The following is a 17,945-nucleotide window of genomic DNA, read 5'->3' on the forward strand; positions in this document are numbered from 1 at the left end:
ACCATTGCCGTTCATAATGGTAATAAATTTATTCCTGTATACATCACCGAGAACATGGTAGGACACAAATTAGGCGAATTTGCACCTACACGTCAGTTCCGTGGTCACGGTGGTAAACAGAGATAATCTAAAAAGACAGAAATAATGGGTGCAAAAAAGAGAATACGAGCAGAAAAATTAAGAGAAGAACGGAAAAACCGTTACTATGCCGTTCTACGCAATTGTCCAACATCGCCCCGCAAAATGAGGCTTGTTGTTGATCTTATACGTGGAGTTGAAGTAAATGAGGCACTGGATATATTAAGATTTACACCAAAAGAGGCAGCCAGAAGAGTTGAAAAACTCCTCAAAAGTGCTATTGCCAATTGGGAAACCAAAAACGAAGGTGTACGTCTGGAAGAAGCCAACCTTTTTGTAAAAGAGGCTTATGTAGATTCAGCCAGAATACTAAAACGGTTGCGTCCCGCACCGCAAGGTAGGGCGCACAGAATTCGCAAGCGTTCGAACCACGTGACAATTGTATTGGATAGTTATAATCAAACAGAAAAAGCGTAATTCGATGGGACAAAAAACTAATCCAATAGGAAACCGATTAGGATTTATTAAAGGTTGGGAATCCAACTGGTTTGGCGGCAATCGTCAGGAAGATAAACTAGTCGAGGATAACAAGATAAGAACATATCTTAAAGCACGTTTAGCAAAAGCAAGCGTTTCAAGAATTGTTCTTGAACGTACGCTGAAGCTAATTACCATTACCATTCATACTGCCCGTCCGGGTATTATTATTGGTAAAGGTGGTCAGGAAGTAGACAAACTTAAAGAAGAGTTGAAAAAACTGACCAAAAAAGAAGTACAAATCAACATTTTTGAAATTAAACGCCCGGAACTCGATGCCACACTGGTAGCCAATAATATCGCACGTCAGTTAGAAGGACGCGTATCGTATCGTCGTGCAATCAAAATGGCCATTGCCTCGTCTTTAAGGATGGGTGCTCAGGGCATTAAAGTGCAAATCGGTGGACGTTTAGGTGGTGCTGAAATGGCTCGCACAGAAACCTATAAAGAAGGACGTATTCCGTTACATACGCTTCGCGCCGATATCGACTATGCATTGGGTGAAGCACTGACCAAAGTAGGGTTGCTAGGTGTAAAAGTGTGGATTTTTAAAGGTGAAGTTTACGGTAAGCGCGACCTATCGCCAAATGTTGGCCAGGCAAGCAATCGTAAAGGTGGTAAAAGAAGAAAGAAGTAACTTTAAAATCGAGAAGACGTTATGTTACAGCCAAAAAAGACAAAACACCGTAGAGTCCAGAAAGGCCGCATGAAAGGTAATGCGCAGAGAGGTAATCAACTTGCCTATGGTTCTTTTGGCATTAAAAGCCTCGACAGCCACTGGATTACAGGTCGACAGATAGAAGCTGCCCGTATCGCAGTGACTCGTTATATGCAACGTCAGGGTCAAACCTGGATTAGAATTTTTCCCGATAAACCCATTTCGAAAAAACCTGCAGAGGTACGTATGGGTAAAGGTAAAGGTACACCAGAAGGCTTTGTTGCACCCGTAACCCCAGGTCGGATGCTCATTGAAGCCGAAGGCGTACCAGTGAAAATTGCTAAAGAGGCATTGCGACTGGCTGCACAGAAATTGCCAGTGCGAACAAAGTTTGTTGTAAGACGAGATTACGTCGAAAATTAATAGGAGTAGCGCTATGAAAATGTCAGAAATTAAAGAATTGACAGATCAGGAGCTGTTAGAACGTATCGACGATACGAAAAATATGCTCACTAGAATGAAAATGAACCATGCCGTATCGCCACTGGAGAATCCTAATCAGATTAAGAATGTGCGTAAAGACGTTGCTCGTTTATTAACCGAGCAAAGCCAAAGAGAATTTAACAAACAGAACGATTAATTCAATAGATGATGGAAAAGAGAAATTTGCGTAAAGAGCGTATCGGTATTGTCGTCAGCGACAAAATGGAAAAGTCCATCGTCGTTGCAGTACGTCGTAAAATGAGACACCCCATCTATGGGAAGTTTATTAACAAAACTACCAAGTTTAAAGCCCATGATGAGGAAAATACCTGCAACCCAGGCGATATCGTTCGCATAATGGAAACACGTCCATTAAGCAAATCCAAAAATTGGAGATTAGTAGAAATTATTGAAAGAGCTAAGTAACCATGATACAAACTGAAACCAAATTGGCGGTAGCCGATAATAGTGGTGCTAAAGAAGTACTTTGCATCGGTGTGCTTGGTGGTTCAAAAAAGAAATATGCTACCATTGGTGATCTGATAATGGTTACCGTGAAAAGTGCACTTCCGTCAGGCGAAATGAAGAAAGGTACTATGAGTAAAGCTATTGTCGTGCGTACTACTAAAGAAGTACGCCGCCCGGACGGATCATATATCCGTTTCGATGACAATGCATGTGTCCTTCTCAATGCAACTGACGAGATTAGGGGAACCCGTATATTTGGGCCCATTCCCCGCGAGCTTCGCGAGAGAAATATGAAGATTGTTTCATTGGCACCTGAAGTACTTTAAAAATAAAAGCCATGCATAAGAAACTACATATTAAAAAAGGAGACACGGTTTATGTAAACTCTGGTGAAGCCAGAGGACAAAAAGGTCGTGTGCTCGAGGTAGAGGTAAAAAAGCAGCGCGCTATAGTGGAAGGTGTGAACATGATTTCAAAACACACCAAACCTAATGCGGAGAATCCTAATGGAGGAATCATTAAAAAAGAAGCCCCGATTCATATTTCGAATCTTATGCTTCTCGATCCTAAATCAGGTGAACCCACAAGAATTGGCCGCAAGCTGAATGATAAAAACAAATTGGTACGTTATTCCAAAAAATCAGGAGAGGAGATCAAGTAATGGCTTACGTTCCGAATTTAAGAAAAAAATATACAGACGAAATCGTACCTGCACTCCAGAAAGAGTTCAAATACAAAAGTGTAATGCAGGTACCGAGACTGGAAAAAATCGTGATCAACCAGGGTGTTGGTCAGGCTGTTGCTGATAAAAAAGTAATTGAGATTGCTCAAAAAGAGCTTTCCGCAATTGCTGGGCAGCAAGCCATACAAACCGTATCTAAACGCGATATTTCCAACTTTAAGCTTAGGAAAGACATGCCTATTGGTGTGACAGTCACTCTGCGCCGTACAAAAATGTATGAGTTTTTAGAGCGTTTAATCGCCGTTTCATTGCCTCGTATCAGAGACTTTAAAGGCGTAAACTCAAAACTCGATGGTCGTGGAAACTATACACTGGGAGTTTCAGAGCAAATTATCTTTCCTGAAATAGATATCGATAAGATTAATACTATTTTAGGAATGGAAATTACATTTGTAACCAGTGCACCAACTGATGAAGAAGCATTTGCACTGCTGAAACAATTTGGTATTCCTTTTAAAAATGTAAAAAAGAGTTAGGTTATGGCAAAAGAATCAATGAAAGCGAGAGAAAGAAAACGTAGAAAACTCGTCGAAAAGTACGCGGAAAAACGTGCGCGTCTGAAAGCAGAAGGTGATTACGAAGGGTTGCAAAAATTGCCAAAAAATGCTTCACCAGTTCGCTTGCACAACCGTTGCCAGTTAACAGGAAGACCGAAGGGATACATGCGCCAGTTCGGAATAAGCAGAATTAACTTCCGTGAGATGGCCAATAAGGGCTTAATCCCCGGAATCAAGAAAGCAAGTTGGTAATATTTAAAATCAAAGAAAATGATTACTGATCCAATAGGTGATTTTATTACACGTGTTAGAAATGCGTCATTGGCCAGACACAAAGTAGTGGAAGTTCCTGCTTCAAACATGAGAAAAGCTATTACTAAAATACTTTTTGATCAGGGATATGTCCTGAATTATAAGTTTGAAGACAAAGGTCCACAGGGTACAATTAAAATTGCCCTTAAATATAATAACGAGACCAAGGAACCTGTCATTAAAGCAATGCAACGCGTTAGCAGACCTGGATTGAGAAAATATGCAGGTTCAAAGGAAATACCCCGGGTATTGAATGGTTTAGGTATTGCGATCCTCTCAACTTCACACGGAGTGATGGTTGATAAGGAAGCCCGCCGAAACAATACCGGAGGCGAAGTTTTATGTTACGTATACTAAAAAAGTAAAAAAATGTCACGAATAGGTAAACTGCCAATTAAAATACCTGAGGGTGTATCTGTAGAAGTCGACAAAAATAATGTTGTCACAGTTAAAGGGCCCAAAGGCGAATTGACACAGACTGTAAAAGGTGGAATCGAGATCAAAGTCGAAGATGGCGAAGTGACCCTTATCCGTCCAGATGAGTCAAAACATCAACGGTCTATGCATGGGCTTTACCGTTCTCTTTTAAATAATATGGTTGAAGGCGTTTTCAAAGGCTATAAAATTGAGCTGGAACTCGTCGGTGTAGGATTCCGTGCAGAAGCAAAAGGTCAAATGCTTGAGCTTAGTATCGGGTATTCTCACCATATTTATTTTGAAATGCCTCCCGAAATTAAAGTGGAAGCAAAAACTGAAAAGAGATCTAACCCATTTGTAACGCTTGAAAGTTGCGATAAACAACTCATCGGACAGGTAGCTGCCAAGATTCGCTCACTACGTAAGCCTGAGCCTTACAAAGGAAAAGGTGTGAAATTTGTAGGAGAAGTACTTCGCAGAAAAGCAGGAAAATCTGCAGCTAGTGTTTAATGATTAAACAACGGAATTATGGCTTTTGATAAGCAGAAGAGAAGATTAAAAATTAAAAAGCGCATCCGGAAAAGTATTTTTGGAACTCCGGAAATGCCGCGTTTGTCTGTATATCGCAGTAATAAGCATATAAGCGTACAAATTATAGACGATGTTAACAATAAAACCCTGGTAGCTGCCAGCTCAAGAAATAAAGAACTTGCAGAAGCCAAGGGCAATAAGAGCGAAATTGCCACTTCAGTTGGCGAACTTATCGCAAAACGCGCATTAGATAAAGGTGTAAATAAAATCGTTTTCGATCGAAATGGTTATCTTTATCACGGTCGTGTGAAATCATTGGCAGAGGGTGCCAGAAAAGGAGGATTAAAATTTTAAGCTTATGTCAGGAATTAGAAGAATCAAAACCAGCGATTTGGATTTAAAAGACCGATTGGTTGCCATTAATCGCGTTACAAAAGTTACCAAAGGAGGTAGAACGTTCAGTTTTGCTGCAATTGTGGTAGTAGGTAACGAGAATGGTATCGTAGGACATGGGCTTGGTAAAGCAGGTGAAGTAACAACTGCCATATCCAAGGCTATCGAGGATGCCAAAAAGAACCTTGTGAAAGTGCCCATCATTAATGATACAATACCGCACGAACAAGTAGCGCGTTACAGTGGAGCACACGTTTTGATGATACCTGCCTCTAGCGGTACCGGAGTTAAAGCCGGTGGTGCCATGCGTGCCGTATTGGAAAGCGTTGGTGTAAAAGATGTATTGGCCAAATCCAAAGGTTCTTCAAACCCCCACAATGTGGTAAAAGCTACACTGAAAGGGCTAATGGAGATGCGCGATGCCTATACTGTTGCTAAAGATAGAGGCGTTGCATTGGAGAAAGTTTTTAACGGATAGAAATTGACAATCATGGCTAAAATAAGAATTACACAAACACGCAGTATTATAGGCTCTGATAAACGTCAGAAAAAGACTGTGGAAGCACTCGGTCTTAAAAGAATACGCCATACTGTTGAGCACGAAGACAATGCCGTTATTCGCGGTATGGTTAAAAAAGTAGAGCATTTAGTAAAAGTTGAAGAAATCAATTAAATTTTGATGATATGGATTTAAGCAACCTTAAACCAGCACAAACAAGCAAAAGTTCAAAACGTCTCGGAAGAGGTGAAGGTTCTGGTTATGGTGATACTGCAAGTCGCGGTCATAAAGGTGCAAAATCGCGTTCAGGTTACTCCAAGAAAATCGGTTTCGAAGGAGGTCAAATGCCTATTCAGCGTCGAGTACCTAAATTTGGTTTTTATAACCGCGGCCGCGTAGAGTATAAGCCTATTAACCTTAGTACTTTAGAACAAATTGCCGAAAAACTTAACGTTACAACTATTGATAAAGATGTGCTGGTTGTAAATGGACTGGCTTCAAAACATGACCTGATTAAAATATTAGGGAATGGTAGTTTAAGCAAAAAACTGACTGTTAAAGCACACGCTTTTTCAAAATCAGCCAAAGAAGCCATTGAAGCACAAGAAGGAACCGCAGAAAAAATTTGATGAATGAAACGTTTTATTGAAACAATCAAAAACATTTGGAAAATTGAGGATTTGCGCAATCGCATCCTTACAACATTAGGTCTTTTGCTTGTTTATCGTTTAGGGGCCCATGTAGTATTACCAGGAGTTGATCCAAGTCAGCTTGAAAACTTGCAATCGCAAACTTCAAGTGGCGTTATGGGGTTGCTGGATATGTTCTCCGGTGGTGCATTTTCTAACGCCTCTATTTTTGCTTTGGGTATTATGCCCTACATTTCTGCCTCAATCGTTGTGCAGCTGCTCGGTATGGCAATTCCATATTTCCAGCGCCTGCAACGGGAAGGTGAAAGTGGCAGAAGAAAAATCAATCAGATAACACGTTATTTAACTGTAATCATTCTGCTCTTACAGGCACCAGGGTACATTGCTAACTTACATGCACAATTACCTCCATCAGCATTTATGCTGAAAGGTACATTTTTTACCATATCATCAGTAATCATACTGACAGCAGGTACCATGTTTGTTATGTGGTTAGGTGAACGAATCACCGACCGCGGCATCGGTAATGGTATATCATTGATTATTATGATCGGTATCATTGCACGCTTGCCTTTTGCATTAGCAGCAGAATTTGCCTCACGAGTTGAAGAACAAGGCGGTGGTCTTGTAATGTTCCTCGTTGAGATGATTATGTTAGGTGTTATCATTCTGCTTACGATTTTGCTGGTACAGGGTACAAGAAAAATTCCTGTACAGTATGCCAAGCGAATTGTTGGTAATAAACAATATGGTGGAGTACGTCAGTACATACCATTAAAAGTAAATGCCTCAGGTGTTATGCCGATTATCTTTGCACAGGCATTAATGTTTGTGCCGGTTGTACTTGTAGGTTTCGCAGAGAGCGATACCATGAGCGGAATCGGTGCTGCATTCGCAGATTATACCAGCTTGGTTTACAACATCACATTTGCATTGTTGATCATTGGTTTTACCTATTTTTATACGGCTATTACCATTAATCCAAAACAAATGGCAGATGATATGAAGAAAAATGGTGGATTTATTCCTGGTGTAAAACCAGGCAAGAAAACCGTAGAGTTTATCGATACCATCATGTCACGAATTACACTACCTGGATCCATTTTCCTTGCAATTGTTGCAGTACTTCCTGCTATAGCGGTTCTGGCAGGAGTAAACAACCAATTTGCTAATTTTTACGGAGGTACATCCTTATTAATTATGGTTGGTGTGGTTCTTGATACACTTCAGCAAATCGAAAGTCACTTATTAATGAGGCACTATGATGGATTATTAAAATCCGGTCGAATTAAAGGCAAAAGATCAGTTATTTAAAAAAGTATTTTATGGCTAAACAACCATCAATTGAACAAGACGGAACTATTATTGAAGCACTGTCGAATGCAATGTTCAGAGTAGAGCTTGAGAATGGTCACGTTATTACTGCTCATATTTCCGGAAAAATGCGTATGCATTACATAAAAATTTTACCAGGAGATAGAGTGAAGGTGGAAATGTCGCCTTATGACTTAACAAAGGGTCGAATTACTTTTCGATATAAAAATTAAAAGCAATGAAAGTAAGAGCATCAATAAAAAAGCGTAGTTCAACCAGCAAAATAGTGCGTCGTAAAGGACGACTTTATGTGATCGACAAAAAGAACCCCAAGTTTAAACAACGTCAGGGGTAATTAAAGTAAACTTAATTAAAGGAAAATTATATGGCACGTATTGTTGGGGTTGATTTACCTAAAAACAAAAGAGGCGTAATCGGCTTAACTTATATTTATGGAATCGGTCATAGCACAGCTAAACAGATTCTGAAAAAAGCCGAAATCGACGAGAACATTAAGGTAAAAGACTGGACCGATGACCAGATCGCTTCATTACGGACGATCATCAACGAGCAGTATACCCTTGAGGGTGAATTACGCTCAATGGTTCAGATGAACATCAAACGACTGATGGATATTGCCAGTTATCGCGGTATTCGTCATCGTTCCGGACTTCCTGTACGCGGACAGAACACACAAAATAATGCCCGTACAAGGAAAGGGAAGAAAAAAACAGTTGCGAACAAAAAGAAAGCTACCAAATAGGAGAGTTAGGATATGGCACAGAAGTCTAAAACAAGCAGAAAGCGTGTTGTTAAGGTTGAAGCCAACGGAATGGCCTTTGTTCATTCCTCCTTCAACAACATCATCATCACACTTACCAATACTGACGGCCAGGTTGTAAGTTGGTCTTCAGCCGGTAAGATGGGTTTTAAAGGTTCTAAAAAGAACACACCGTATGCTGCTCAGGTAGCTGCAGCGGATTGTGCGAAAATTGCCAGAGATGCAGGAATGCGCAAGGTAAAGGTTTATGTAAAAGGACCTGGTGCAGGACGTGAGTCAGCCATTCGTACTTTGCACAATGAAGGTATTGTCGTTACAGAAATTGTCGATAAAACTCCATTGCCGCACAATGGTTGCAGACCACCTAAACGCAGAAGAGTATAATTGTAGATCGAAAAAGAACTAAATCATGGCAAAATATATTGGACCAAAAACAAAAATTGCCCGTAAATTCGGTGAACCGATATTTGGACCCGACAAGTACCTTGAGCGGAAAAATTATCCACCAGGGGAACATGGAGCTTCGCGCAAAAGAAAGAAACAATCTGAGTATGGAATGCAGCTTGCTGAAAAGCAAAAAGCAAAATATACTTACGGCGTTCTCGAACGTCAGTTTCGTAATCTTTTCAAAAAAGCACAGCGCAGTAAAAGTGTTACTGGTGTAGAACTACTTCAGTTACTCGAGTCCAGATTAGATAATGTTGTTTTCCGTTTGGGTATTGCACCTACACGCGCTGGTGCACGCCAACTTGTATCACATCGCCACATTACTGTGAATGGAGAGGTAGTTAATATCGCTTCATATCAGGTGAAAAAAGGCGACATAGTTGGTGTTCGTGAAAAATCTAAATCACTTGAAATTATTAGTGATTCACTGGCTACAAATCGTGCCAGTAAATATGCCTGGTTAGAGTGGGATCAAGATAACTTTGTTGGTAAATTTGTAAATTTACCAGAACGTGAAGAGATTCCGGAAAATATCCAGGAACAATTAATCGTTGAATTGTATTCTAAGTAAAATATTTATTTATGGCCATTTTAGCTTTTCAAAAGCCAGATAAAGTCATTATGCTCGAAGCTGATGACGCATTCGGTAAATTCGAATTCCGTCCGCTTGAGCCAGGTTATGGAATGACTATAGGGAATGCCTTACGCCGAATCTTACTCTCCTCGCTCGAAGGATTTGCCATTACATCGGTTAAAATCGAGGGAGTCGATCATGAGTTTTCATCAATACCCGGCGTTATTCAGGATGTGACAGAAATTGTGCTTAATTTGAAACAAGTTCGTTTTAAGCGAAAAGTGGAAGATGAGGAAAGCGAAAAATTTACTGTCTCTGTCAGCGGCCAGAATAAATTTGTTGCCGGTGATATGAATAAATACCTCACTAACTTCGAAGTTTTAAACGAAGACCTGGTTATCTGTGAAATGGAACCAGATGTGAAACTTCAAATGGATATTACCATTGAGAAGGGTAGAGGTTATGTTCCGGCTGAAGAGAATTTCAAAGACGACAACGAAATTGGCATCATTGCAATGGATTCCATCTTTACACCCATCAAAAATGTTAAATACGACATTGAAAATTACAGGGTGGAGCAGAAGACCGACTATGAAAAACTGGTCTTCGAAATCACAACTGATGGATCCATTCATCCTAAAGAAGCCCTGAAAGAAGCTGCAAAAATTCTCATATATCACTTTATGTTGTTCTCAGATGAGAAAATTACACTCGACAATGACGAGGACTATGGTAATGAGGAATTCGATGAAGAAGTACTTCATACACGTCAGCTTCTGAAAACTAAACTTGTCGATCTGGATCTGTCAGTAAGAGCACTTAATTGCCTTAAAGCTGCAGATGTGGAAACGCTGGGCGATCTTGTGGTATATAATAAGAATGACTTATTGAAATTCCGTAATTTTGGTAAAAAATCACTTACTGAGCTCGAAGAATTGCTTGGTAATATGAACCTTAACTTTGGAATGGATATAGGAAAGTATAAACTAGACAAGGACAGTTAAGATGAGACACAATAAAAAATTTAACCATTTAGGACGTCAACATGGACACCGTAGTGCCATGTTATCCAATATGGCTTCATCGCTGATAATGCATAAAAGAATTAAAACAACAGTACCAAAAGCTAAAGCTTTGCGCACATTTGTAGAACCATTGATTACTAAATCAAAAGTAGATTCTACGCACTCGCGTCGTGTTGTTTTCAGTTACCTTCAAAATAAAGATAGTGTATCGGAATTATTTCGTGATGTTGCCGTTAAAGTCGGTGACCGCCCAGGAGGTTATACCCGTATTTTAAAACTGGGTACTCGGGTAGGTGACAATGCTGATATGTGCATTATTGAGCTTGTAGATTACAACGAAAATATGCTGAAAGACAGCAAAGACAGTAAATCTAAATCAAGCCGTAGACGTCGCCGTAAAAAATCTTCAGGATCAGATGCTCAGGCACAAACTGCGCAAGATACACAAGCGCAAAGCAGTGAGCAGGCAGCTAAACCTGAAGCAGAAACTAAAGAGGAGCCGAAAGCAGAAACAAAAAAAGCTGCTCCGAAAGCTGAAGATAAAAAGGCTGAACCTAAAGCAGAAAAGAAAGCTGCTCCTAAAAAGGAAGAAGCTAAAACTTCAGAAAAGGCAGAAGCTAAAAAAGAAGCTCCTAAAAAAGAGGAGAAAAAACAAGCTAAACCAAAGGCTGAAAAAGCACCTGAAAAAGAGGATGATAAGAAAGCCGGCGGAGAAAAAGATGCTGAAGAGAACAAATAAATTTAATTATATGTTCATGTTAAAAAGGGATAAAGACTTAACTTTATCCCTTTCTTTTTGTAAATTTACATTTCGAACGCTTCAAAGTGTTTATTCGCTATAATTGATTCATTTACATGTCGGAAAACAAAACAGCTAAATGTTGTTGCAAAAGCTCGCATTTAGCCATATAAGCGTGCGGAATTAGTTTCAAATATTGACAGATTTAATGATAACTTCAAAAATTTTAAATTATGGCACACATAGCTAAAATTATCGCAAGACAGATTTTGGATTCAAGAGGAAATCCAACAGTAGAAGTTGATGTAATTACCGATCAGGGTGTGCTTGGTCGTGCAGCAGTCCCTTCAGGCGCTTCAACGGGTGCTTTCGAAGCTCATGAAATGCGCGATGGAGACAAAAATATGTACCTTGGAAAAAGCGTGCTCACCGCTGTTAATAATGTAAATACAAAAATTAACGAAGAACTTAATGGGTTCTTCATTTTTGACCAGGCTGCAATTGATCAAACGCTCATTGAAATTGATGGAACAGACAACAAGTCTGCTTTAGGTGCTAATGCTATGCTTGGCGTTTCTTTGGCCGTTGCTAAAGCTGCTGCCCTTACTTCAGGTCAGGATTTATATCGTTACCTGGGAGGCGTGAATGCTAAAACATTGCCAATTCCATTAATGAATATACTTAATGGTGGTCAGCATGCTGATAACAAAATCGATATTCAGGAATTCATGATTATGCCTGTTGGTGCAGAGCGTTTTTCAGATGCTTTACAAATGGGTGCTGAAGTATTCCATAACCTTAAAAAAGTACTTGCTGAAGAAGGTCACGCTACAAATGTAGGTGACGAAGGTGGTTTTGCTCCAGCTTTAAACAGCAATACAGAAGCACTTGATTATGTAATGACTGCAATTGAGCGTGCCGGATACAAGCCTGGCAGCGATATTTTCATTGCATTGGACCCTGCTGCAACTGAATTTTATCATAGCGACCGCGGTTTATACGTATTCGAATCAACCGGTGAAGAGCGAAACTCTGATCAAATGGTTGAGTATTGGAAAGAATTGGTAGATAAATATCCAATTATTTCAATTGAAGATGGCCTGGCAGAAGAAGACTGGGAAGGTTGGAAAAAACTGACTGAAGCTATTGGTGATCGCGTTCAGATTGTGGGAGATGACCTTTTTGTAACAAACGTGACAAGACTACAAAAAGGTATCGAAATGAATGCTGCCAACTCAATTCTTATTAAGGTTAACCAAATTGGTACGCTTACAGAAACCATCGATGCCGTAAACCTTGCCAATAAGAATGGTATGACTGCAGTTATATCGCACCGCTCAGGTGAAACGGAAGATACAACAATTGCAGACCTTGCTGTAGCATTGAATACAGGTTTGATTAAAACCGGTTCAGCTTCAAGGTCAGACCGTATTGCAAAATATAACCAATTGCTTCGTATTGAAGAGATGCTAGAAGAAACTGCCGTTTATCCGGGACGCGGATTCAAATATGCAAAATAATTATATTTTTTAAAGCCTGACATAGTTGCCCTGCAGCTATGCCAGGCTTTTTATTTTAAATAAAATGAGGTATAACGGACTTAATGCTTTTATCGATCGATTAAAAGACGAGAATGAACTTCTGGTTATAGATGAATTTGTTGATCCTGAACTGGAAATTACCGAAATTGCAGATCGTTTCAGCAAAGAAGCAAATGGTGGAAAAGCCCTTTTATTCCGCAATACCGGAACAAACTTTCCTATTTTGATTAATGCTTATGGGAGCCAGAATAGAATTCACGAGGCCCTTGGTATTAGCCATTCGAAGGATTTTGCCAGCCGTATTGAACAGCTCTTCAATAGTTTTAATAACCAGTCCGGCTCATTAATACAAAAACTAAAGTTATTACCTCAATTAGCCGGTATCGGCAGGTTTTTACCCCGGAAGAAAAAAGGTAGCGGCATTTGCCAGCAACAAGTCCACCATAATCCCGATCTCAATATTTTACCCATCCTAAAATGCTGGCCTCACGATGGTGGAAAATTTATTACACTACCTATTGTCCATACCATTGATCCTGAAAATGGAATGCGCAACGTGGGTATGTACCGAATGCAGCAAATGTCATCGAATACCACAGGCATGCACTGGCATAAACATAAAGTGGGAGCACGCCATTATCAACAGTATAAAGATCGAAAAGAAAAGATGCCCGTCAGTGTGGTGCTCGGTGGAGACCCGGTTTATACTTATGCGGCTACTGCACCAGCTCCCGATCATTTCGATGAATATATTATAGCCGGGTTTATAAGAAAAGCGCCTGTTAAACTGGTCAAATGTATTACGAACGATATTTTTGTTCCTGAAGATGCAGATATTGTTATCGAAGGTTACATTGATCCTGAAGAACTCTGGGTGAATGAAGGCCCGTTTGGCGATCATACCGGGTTTTATTCACTTGCAGACCTTTATCCTTTATTTCATGTTACCTGCATTACACATCGGAATGATGCAGTTTTTCCTGCTACAATTGTTGGTATACCACCAATGGAAGATGCTTTTATGGGAGAGATATCTGAGCATCTGTTCTTAAAACCGTTACAGATTGGTATTGCTCCAGAGGTGAAAGATATGCATATGCCTGTTGTCGGTGTAGTGCATAACCTGGTAATTGTGTCGGCTAATGTAAATTATGAAGGACAGGCATTTAAAATTGCAAATGCACTTTGGGGAGCCGGACAAATGATGTTCACGAAATATATTATTGTTGTCGACCATAACATGGACATAAGAGACTACAATGCTGTATTCAAAGCAGTTTTAAATATCAGTAATTGGCAAGAAAAAACACTGTTTTCCAAAGGGCCACTTGATATTCTCGATCATTCGAGTGACACACAATCTGTTGGTGGTAAGCTATGCATCGATGCTACAGCCACCCATGATAATGTTACTCAAAATATGGATTGTGTGGAAATACCTGAAAGTACCGATGCCAAACTATTTGGAGATGGCCTATTAGTGGTCTTTACTAAGGCATTTGACAAAGACTTTTCCTTAATCACGAACCATTACAAGCATTGCAAAGGACTTGTGGTTTTTGTCGAGAAAGGATTGCAAAACTTGAATATTAATACTTTAGCCTGGTATATTTTAGGCAACACTGATCCGGTTAGAGATATAAAAATCAAAGATGATATAGTACTCATCGATGCCTTACGAAAACATGGGCGTAAAGAATTTAAACGGCCATGGCCCGACCTTGTGGTTATGGATGATGAGACCATCCGAAAGGTAGACAATAAATGGAGTAAATATAACATTGGCAATTTTATTGCATCACCCTCCAATGCTTTCAAATCAGTTACAGATGGCAAGCAAGCAAGATTATAGTAACTAGTGACTTGCAGCTGTTGTTTATCTGCCGCAGAATTTAGGAATATTTATCTACGCAAAAGGTTTCAGGTAATAATAAATGTTATTATTCTTTTTTTTTCTATATTTAGTTGCTAATGAGACTTGCAATTTTTTACATATTAATATCTTTTTCTTTGTCGTTATTTGGACAAAGAGAAGAGAAGTTACAAGTTTTAAATATTCAGCATGGGCTCTCACAGAGTGTTGTCAATGACGTATTAATTGATTCAAAAGGTTTTTTGTGGGTTGGTACTCAGAACGGGCTTAACAGATATGATGGATACGATTTTAAAATTTTTCATAATAATCCTCAGGATCCCTATTCAATATCTTCTGATTATATTAATGCCATTGCAGAGGATGCCAATGATAATTTATGGATTGGAACGCGCACCGGGCTGAACAAATACGACAGTCGTAAGCAGAAGTTTATACACTATGGTTTGCCATCAAATAGTATCGTATTCCCGGAAATTAATGTAAGATCGCTTCTGGTCGATAGTGAAAATTTTGTTTGGGTGTTATTGCCAAATTACCTCGTACGTATTAACCCGATGGATCAAGAGGTTCGAATTTTTGGCTTCAGTGATGAGCGCTCTTTAGATAGACATTGTACTGCAAGCGCATTATACCAAAGCTCAAACGGAAATATTTGGTTTCTTAAGGGCCACCAACTTGTAATGTTCGATAAAGTTTTTGGACGATTCGATTTTAATCCTATTGAAGTACCGGGGTTTGTCAATTGTTTTCAGAATATTTTTGAACACAACAACCAAATGTATATTACATCTGACCAAACAGTTTGGAAATATAAATCTGGAGATTTACTTCAGAAAGTGCAGTATTTCGATGGTCAAATAAGTATTTTTCAAAATAAAAAGGACAATGAAGTTTATCTTGTTAGTAATAAAGGGTTATATCGCATAAAAAATGGTGCTTTTCAGAAGCAATTAACATTTGACTTCTCATCCAGCAACATAGAGCGGTTTTTTGTATCTGCTTTGACTTTAGATTCCAGTGAAAATTTATGGATTGCTACAAGCGGCAAAGGTATATTAAAAACAAATATTTCTGATCCGAAGTTTGAAGTGATAGAGCAAGAAGTAAAGGAAGGTAACTTCCTATCTGATGATCAGATATCTTCCATTTTTTTTGATGGTTTATACTATTGGATAGGAACTTATGAATATGGGTTGAATTTTGTAAATTCAAAAACACGTAAGGTTACCCAAATGAGTGCTAATGATAGAGATGCAGTAATTACTAATGACAATATTTATGATATTAAGCATGTAGGGTCAAGGGCCATTGTAGCTACTAGTTTGGGTTTAAATGTTATTAACAGGAACAGTAAAGGTAAGTTGGTGCGGGAGTCTCATCCTGTACTTGATAAACTTAAGGTACATGTTTATGAAGTGTTGCCGGTAAAATCTCACTCAATGTTTTTTAGTTATGGCGGGCAGTTGCATTTATATGACCTTGAAGAGAAAGAACTGCAATCCTGGATGTTTGATATGGAAAAGGATGCAGGAATAGCAAATTCTTTTTGCCTTGAGAATGTAGAAGATGACCTTGTTTTTATTGGGACAAGTCATGGGCTTTTTCGATTCGATCTGCGGAATAAATATTGGGACCGGTTCTTATATCATCAGGATGACACCACGTCCCTTTCAGGAAATGATGTATATGCCCTTGATTACGATAGATTAGGACGTTTATGGGTCGGAACAGCCAATGGATTAGATCTTTTAGATGATCCATTTAGTAATGATCCACATTTCAATCACATTACAGGTGATCAGAAAAGTACAATTTATAGCATCAATAATACAGATAAGCATGCCTTTGTAGGTACGGGTAATGGTTTGCTGCGAATAAGATATTCTGATAGTACACGTACTCTTTTTCATAAAGCAGATGGCCTACCATGTGATGAATTCAACGTTGGCGCAACTTACGAATTTAAGAATGGCCGACTTGCTTTTGGGGGACAGGGTGGTGTGGCTTTTTTTCATCCCGATTCGCTTCAGTTGAGTGCCTTTAATCCGGAGGTTGAAATTTCAGGTGCTACTATTTATGGATCGCGCGGGAAGAGAGAGGTCCCTGTTTATTCCGGTGCAACACTTGATTTGAGTGTTTCCGATTTCCTGGTGAATATATATTTCAGCTCACTCGATTTAACTGCTCCGCAAAAAATTGAATATCGCTACAGAGTGAATGATTCTGATTGGATTTCAATAGGAAACCAGAATTATGCTTCATTTAGTAATCTTCAGCCCGGGAAATACAGAATTTCTGTAAATGGTACGAATGCTGACCGAATCTGGAGCTCAAATATCGCATACCTGAAAATTCAGGTGCCCCGGCCATGGTATGCAACATGGTGGGCTTATTCTTTTTATACCGTGCTGTTTTTAGGTGCTTTATTGTTCGGTATCGAAACACGTACGCGCCGTTTACGTCTCACCAATCAGGTTTTAAGAGATAAGGAAGCCTCTGCAAAACAGGTTTCCAGGCAAAACGACCGGTTAACAATTCTGCACAAGAACGTAACCGAAAGTATGAACTATGCCAGTCGAATCCAGCAAGCACTGTTTCCAGCAAATAATTCATTTAAAAGGGTAATTCCACACTCTTTTGTTATGCACCGACCAAAAGATATCATTAGTGGTGACTTCTACTGGTATACTGAAGTGGGAGCAAAAATATGTATTGCGGCTGTTGACTGTACTGGCCATGGTGTGCCCGGAGCATTAATGTCTGTAATTGCAGTAGAGTTACTTAAGAAAACAGTGGTGCAAAACGGACATGAGAAGCCTTCTGATATTCTTGAAAAAATGGAGTATCAGCTTTATGAACTATTTATTACAGAAAATGAAGAGGAGAAAAATATTTCTGACGGAATGGATATGGGCTTATGCATGATTGATCGTGAAACTATGACACTTGAATTTGCCGGTGCTATGAATTCGCTTTATAATGTGAAAAATGGAGTGTTAAATGAGATTAAAGGTGACCGGGTTCCTGTTGGTATGGGAAGGGCCCTGGGCAAGCATGAATATACCAATCATTACCTTGAGTTTTCTGACGAAGATATATTTTATATGGCTTCAGATGGCTATGCCGATCAGTTTGGAGGGCCACAAAATAAAAAGTATAAACAACGTAGATTCAGGAATTTTTTACTTTCTATTGCCCGACATGATATGGATATGCAGCATTTGTTGCTTGAAAACAATTTTGATAAATGGCGCGGTGCAAATGAGCAGGTAGATGATGTAATGGTGATGGGATTTAAGACCCAGTTTGAATAGAAAGTATAATTACAATTATCGTGACTAAAATAAAAAAGCGGCTCTTAGGCCGCTTTTTTTATGTTTAGT

27 protein-coding genes are annotated in these 17,945 nt (G+C 39.3%); all 27 read left to right on the forward strand.

What is annotated here, in order from left to right:
• Positions 1-126 (forward strand): ribosomal protein S19 family protein (locus VJ937_RS02060; RefSeq protein WP_324065277.1); only part of this gene is annotated, 126 nt, incomplete at its 5' end.
• 18 nt (positions 127-144) lie between these two features.
• The gene (rplV, locus tag VJ937_RS02065) at positions 145-555 is read left to right on the forward strand and encodes a 50S ribosomal protein L22 (protein ID WP_057954022.1); all 411 of its coding nucleotides are present in this window, start codon (positions 145-147) and stop codon (positions 553-555) included.
• A gap of 4 nt (positions 556-559) precedes the next feature.
• Positions 560-1,252 carry a 30S ribosomal protein S3 gene (gene rpsC, locus VJ937_RS02070; RefSeq protein WP_057954023.1) on the forward strand — a complete coding sequence of 231 codons (693 nt, stop codon included), beginning with the start codon at positions 560-562 and terminating at the stop codon, positions 1,250-1,252.
• Positions 1,253-1,273: 21 nt separating this feature from the next.
• A complete protein-coding gene (rplP, locus tag VJ937_RS02075) occupies positions 1,274-1,696 on the forward strand; it encodes a 50S ribosomal protein L16 (protein WP_057954024.1) in 423 nt (140 codons plus the stop codon).
• Between the two features lie 13 nt (positions 1,697-1,709).
• Positions 1,710-1,913, forward strand: coding sequence for a 50S ribosomal protein L29 (gene rpmC, locus VJ937_RS02080; protein WP_324065258.1), 204 nt, complete (start codon positions 1,710-1,712; stop codon positions 1,911-1,913).
• A gap of 11 nt (positions 1,914-1,924) precedes the next feature.
• A complete protein-coding gene (rpsQ, locus tag VJ937_RS02085) occupies positions 1,925-2,182 on the forward strand; it encodes a 30S ribosomal protein S17 (RefSeq protein WP_324065259.1) in 258 nt (85 codons plus the stop codon).
• Between the two features lie 2 nt (positions 2,183-2,184).
• Positions 2,185-2,550, forward strand: a complete 366-nt coding sequence (rplN, locus tag VJ937_RS02090; RefSeq protein WP_057954026.1) for a 50S ribosomal protein L14 — start codon at positions 2,185-2,187, stop codon at positions 2,548-2,550.
• 11 nt (positions 2,551-2,561) lie between these two features.
• On the forward strand, positions 2,562-2,885 hold the full coding sequence (rplX, locus tag VJ937_RS02095; protein WP_324065260.1) for a 50S ribosomal protein L24: 324 nt from the start codon (positions 2,562-2,564) through the stop codon (positions 2,883-2,885).
• Complete coding sequence (rplE, locus tag VJ937_RS02100) at positions 2,885-3,442, forward strand: 50S ribosomal protein L5 (RefSeq protein WP_324065261.1); 558 nt, start codon at positions 2,885-2,887, stop codon at positions 3,440-3,442. Before rplX ends, rplE begins: the two co-directional genes overlap by 1 nt.
• Positions 3,443-3,445: 3 nt before the next feature.
• On the forward strand, positions 3,446-3,715 hold the full coding sequence (gene rpsN, locus VJ937_RS02105) for a 30S ribosomal protein S14 (RefSeq protein WP_057954029.1): 270 nt from the start codon (positions 3,446-3,448) through the stop codon (positions 3,713-3,715).
• Between the two features lie 21 nt (positions 3,716-3,736).
• On the forward strand, positions 3,737-4,132 hold the full coding sequence (gene rpsH, locus VJ937_RS02110) for a 30S ribosomal protein S8 (protein WP_324065278.1): 396 nt from the start codon (positions 3,737-3,739) through the stop codon (positions 4,130-4,132).
• 12 nt (positions 4,133-4,144) lie between these two features.
• The gene (rplF, locus tag VJ937_RS02115; RefSeq protein WP_324065262.1) at positions 4,145-4,702 is read left to right on the forward strand and encodes a 50S ribosomal protein L6; all 558 of its coding nucleotides are present in this window, start codon (positions 4,145-4,147) and stop codon (positions 4,700-4,702) included.
• 18 nt (positions 4,703-4,720) lie between these two features.
• Positions 4,721-5,077, forward strand: coding sequence for a 50S ribosomal protein L18 (gene rplR / locus VJ937_RS02120; RefSeq protein WP_324065263.1), 357 nt, complete (start codon positions 4,721-4,723; stop codon positions 5,075-5,077).
• Between the two features lie 4 nt (positions 5,078-5,081).
• Positions 5,082-5,594, forward strand: coding sequence for a 30S ribosomal protein S5 (gene rpsE / locus VJ937_RS02125; RefSeq protein ID WP_057954033.1), 513 nt, complete (start codon positions 5,082-5,084; stop codon positions 5,592-5,594).
• A 12-nt stretch (positions 5,595-5,606) separates the two neighbouring features.
• On the forward strand, positions 5,607-5,789 hold the full coding sequence (gene rpmD / locus VJ937_RS02130; protein WP_057954034.1) for a 50S ribosomal protein L30: 183 nt from the start codon (positions 5,607-5,609) through the stop codon (positions 5,787-5,789).
• An 11-nt stretch (positions 5,790-5,800) separates the two neighbouring features.
• On the forward strand, positions 5,801-6,244 hold the full coding sequence (gene rplO / locus VJ937_RS02135) for a 50S ribosomal protein L15 (protein ID WP_324065264.1): 444 nt from the start codon (positions 5,801-5,803) through the stop codon (positions 6,242-6,244).
• Positions 6,245-6,247: 3 nt separating this feature from the next.
• On the forward strand, positions 6,248-7,579 hold the full coding sequence (gene secY / locus VJ937_RS02140; protein WP_057954036.1) for a preprotein translocase subunit SecY: 1,332 nt from the start codon (positions 6,248-6,250) through the stop codon (positions 7,577-7,579).
• 11 nt (positions 7,580-7,590) lie between these two features.
• Positions 7,591-7,812: a translation initiation factor IF-1 gene (gene infA, locus VJ937_RS02145; protein ID WP_057954037.1), complete on the forward strand. Its 222-nt coding sequence runs from the start codon at positions 7,591-7,593 to the stop codon at positions 7,810-7,812.
• A 5-nt stretch (positions 7,813-7,817) separates the two neighbouring features.
• The gene (gene rpmJ, locus VJ937_RS02150) at positions 7,818-7,934 is read left to right on the forward strand and encodes a 50S ribosomal protein L36 (protein ID WP_081421557.1); all 117 of its coding nucleotides are present in this window, start codon (positions 7,818-7,820) and stop codon (positions 7,932-7,934) included.
• 30 nt (positions 7,935-7,964) lie between these two features.
• The gene (gene rpsM, locus VJ937_RS02155) at positions 7,965-8,342 is read left to right on the forward strand and encodes a 30S ribosomal protein S13 (protein ID WP_057954038.1); all 378 of its coding nucleotides are present in this window, start codon (positions 7,965-7,967) and stop codon (positions 8,340-8,342) included.
• Between the two features lie 12 nt (positions 8,343-8,354).
• Positions 8,355-8,744, forward strand: a complete 390-nt coding sequence (gene rpsK, locus VJ937_RS02160; RefSeq protein WP_324065265.1) for a 30S ribosomal protein S11 — start codon at positions 8,355-8,357, stop codon at positions 8,742-8,744.
• Positions 8,745-8,769: 25 nt separating this feature from the next.
• Positions 8,770-9,378, forward strand: a complete 609-nt coding sequence (gene rpsD / locus VJ937_RS02165; protein ID WP_324065266.1) for a 30S ribosomal protein S4 — start codon at positions 8,770-8,772, stop codon at positions 9,376-9,378.
• Positions 9,379-9,389: 11 nt separating this feature from the next.
• Positions 9,390-10,385, forward strand: coding sequence for a DNA-directed RNA polymerase subunit alpha (locus VJ937_RS02170; protein WP_324065267.1), 996 nt, complete (start codon positions 9,390-9,392; stop codon positions 10,383-10,385).
• 1 nt (position 10,386) lies between these two features.
• Positions 10,387-11,145, forward strand: coding sequence for a 50S ribosomal protein L17 (gene rplQ / locus VJ937_RS02175; RefSeq protein WP_324065268.1), 759 nt, complete (start codon positions 10,387-10,389; stop codon positions 11,143-11,145).
• A 233-nt stretch (positions 11,146-11,378) separates the two neighbouring features.
• A complete protein-coding gene (eno, locus tag VJ937_RS02180) occupies positions 11,379-12,665 on the forward strand; it encodes a phosphopyruvate hydratase (RefSeq protein WP_324065269.1) in 1,287 nt (428 codons plus the stop codon).
• Positions 12,666-12,729: 64 nt separating this feature from the next.
• Positions 12,730-14,538, forward strand: coding sequence for a menaquinone biosynthesis decarboxylase (locus tag VJ937_RS02185; protein WP_324065270.1), 1,809 nt, complete (start codon positions 12,730-12,732; stop codon positions 14,536-14,538).
• A gap of 158 nt (positions 14,539-14,696) precedes the next feature.
• Positions 14,697-17,876, forward strand: coding sequence for a ligand-binding sensor domain-containing protein (locus VJ937_RS02190; protein ID WP_324065271.1), 3,180 nt, complete (start codon positions 14,697-14,699; stop codon positions 17,874-17,876).
• Positions 17,877-17,945: the final 69 nt, after the last annotated feature.

The sequence above is a fragment of the Salinivirga sp. genome (assembly GCF_035268865.1).
GTDB lineage: Bacteria > Bacteroidota > Bacteroidia > Bacteroidales > Salinivirgaceae > Salinivirga.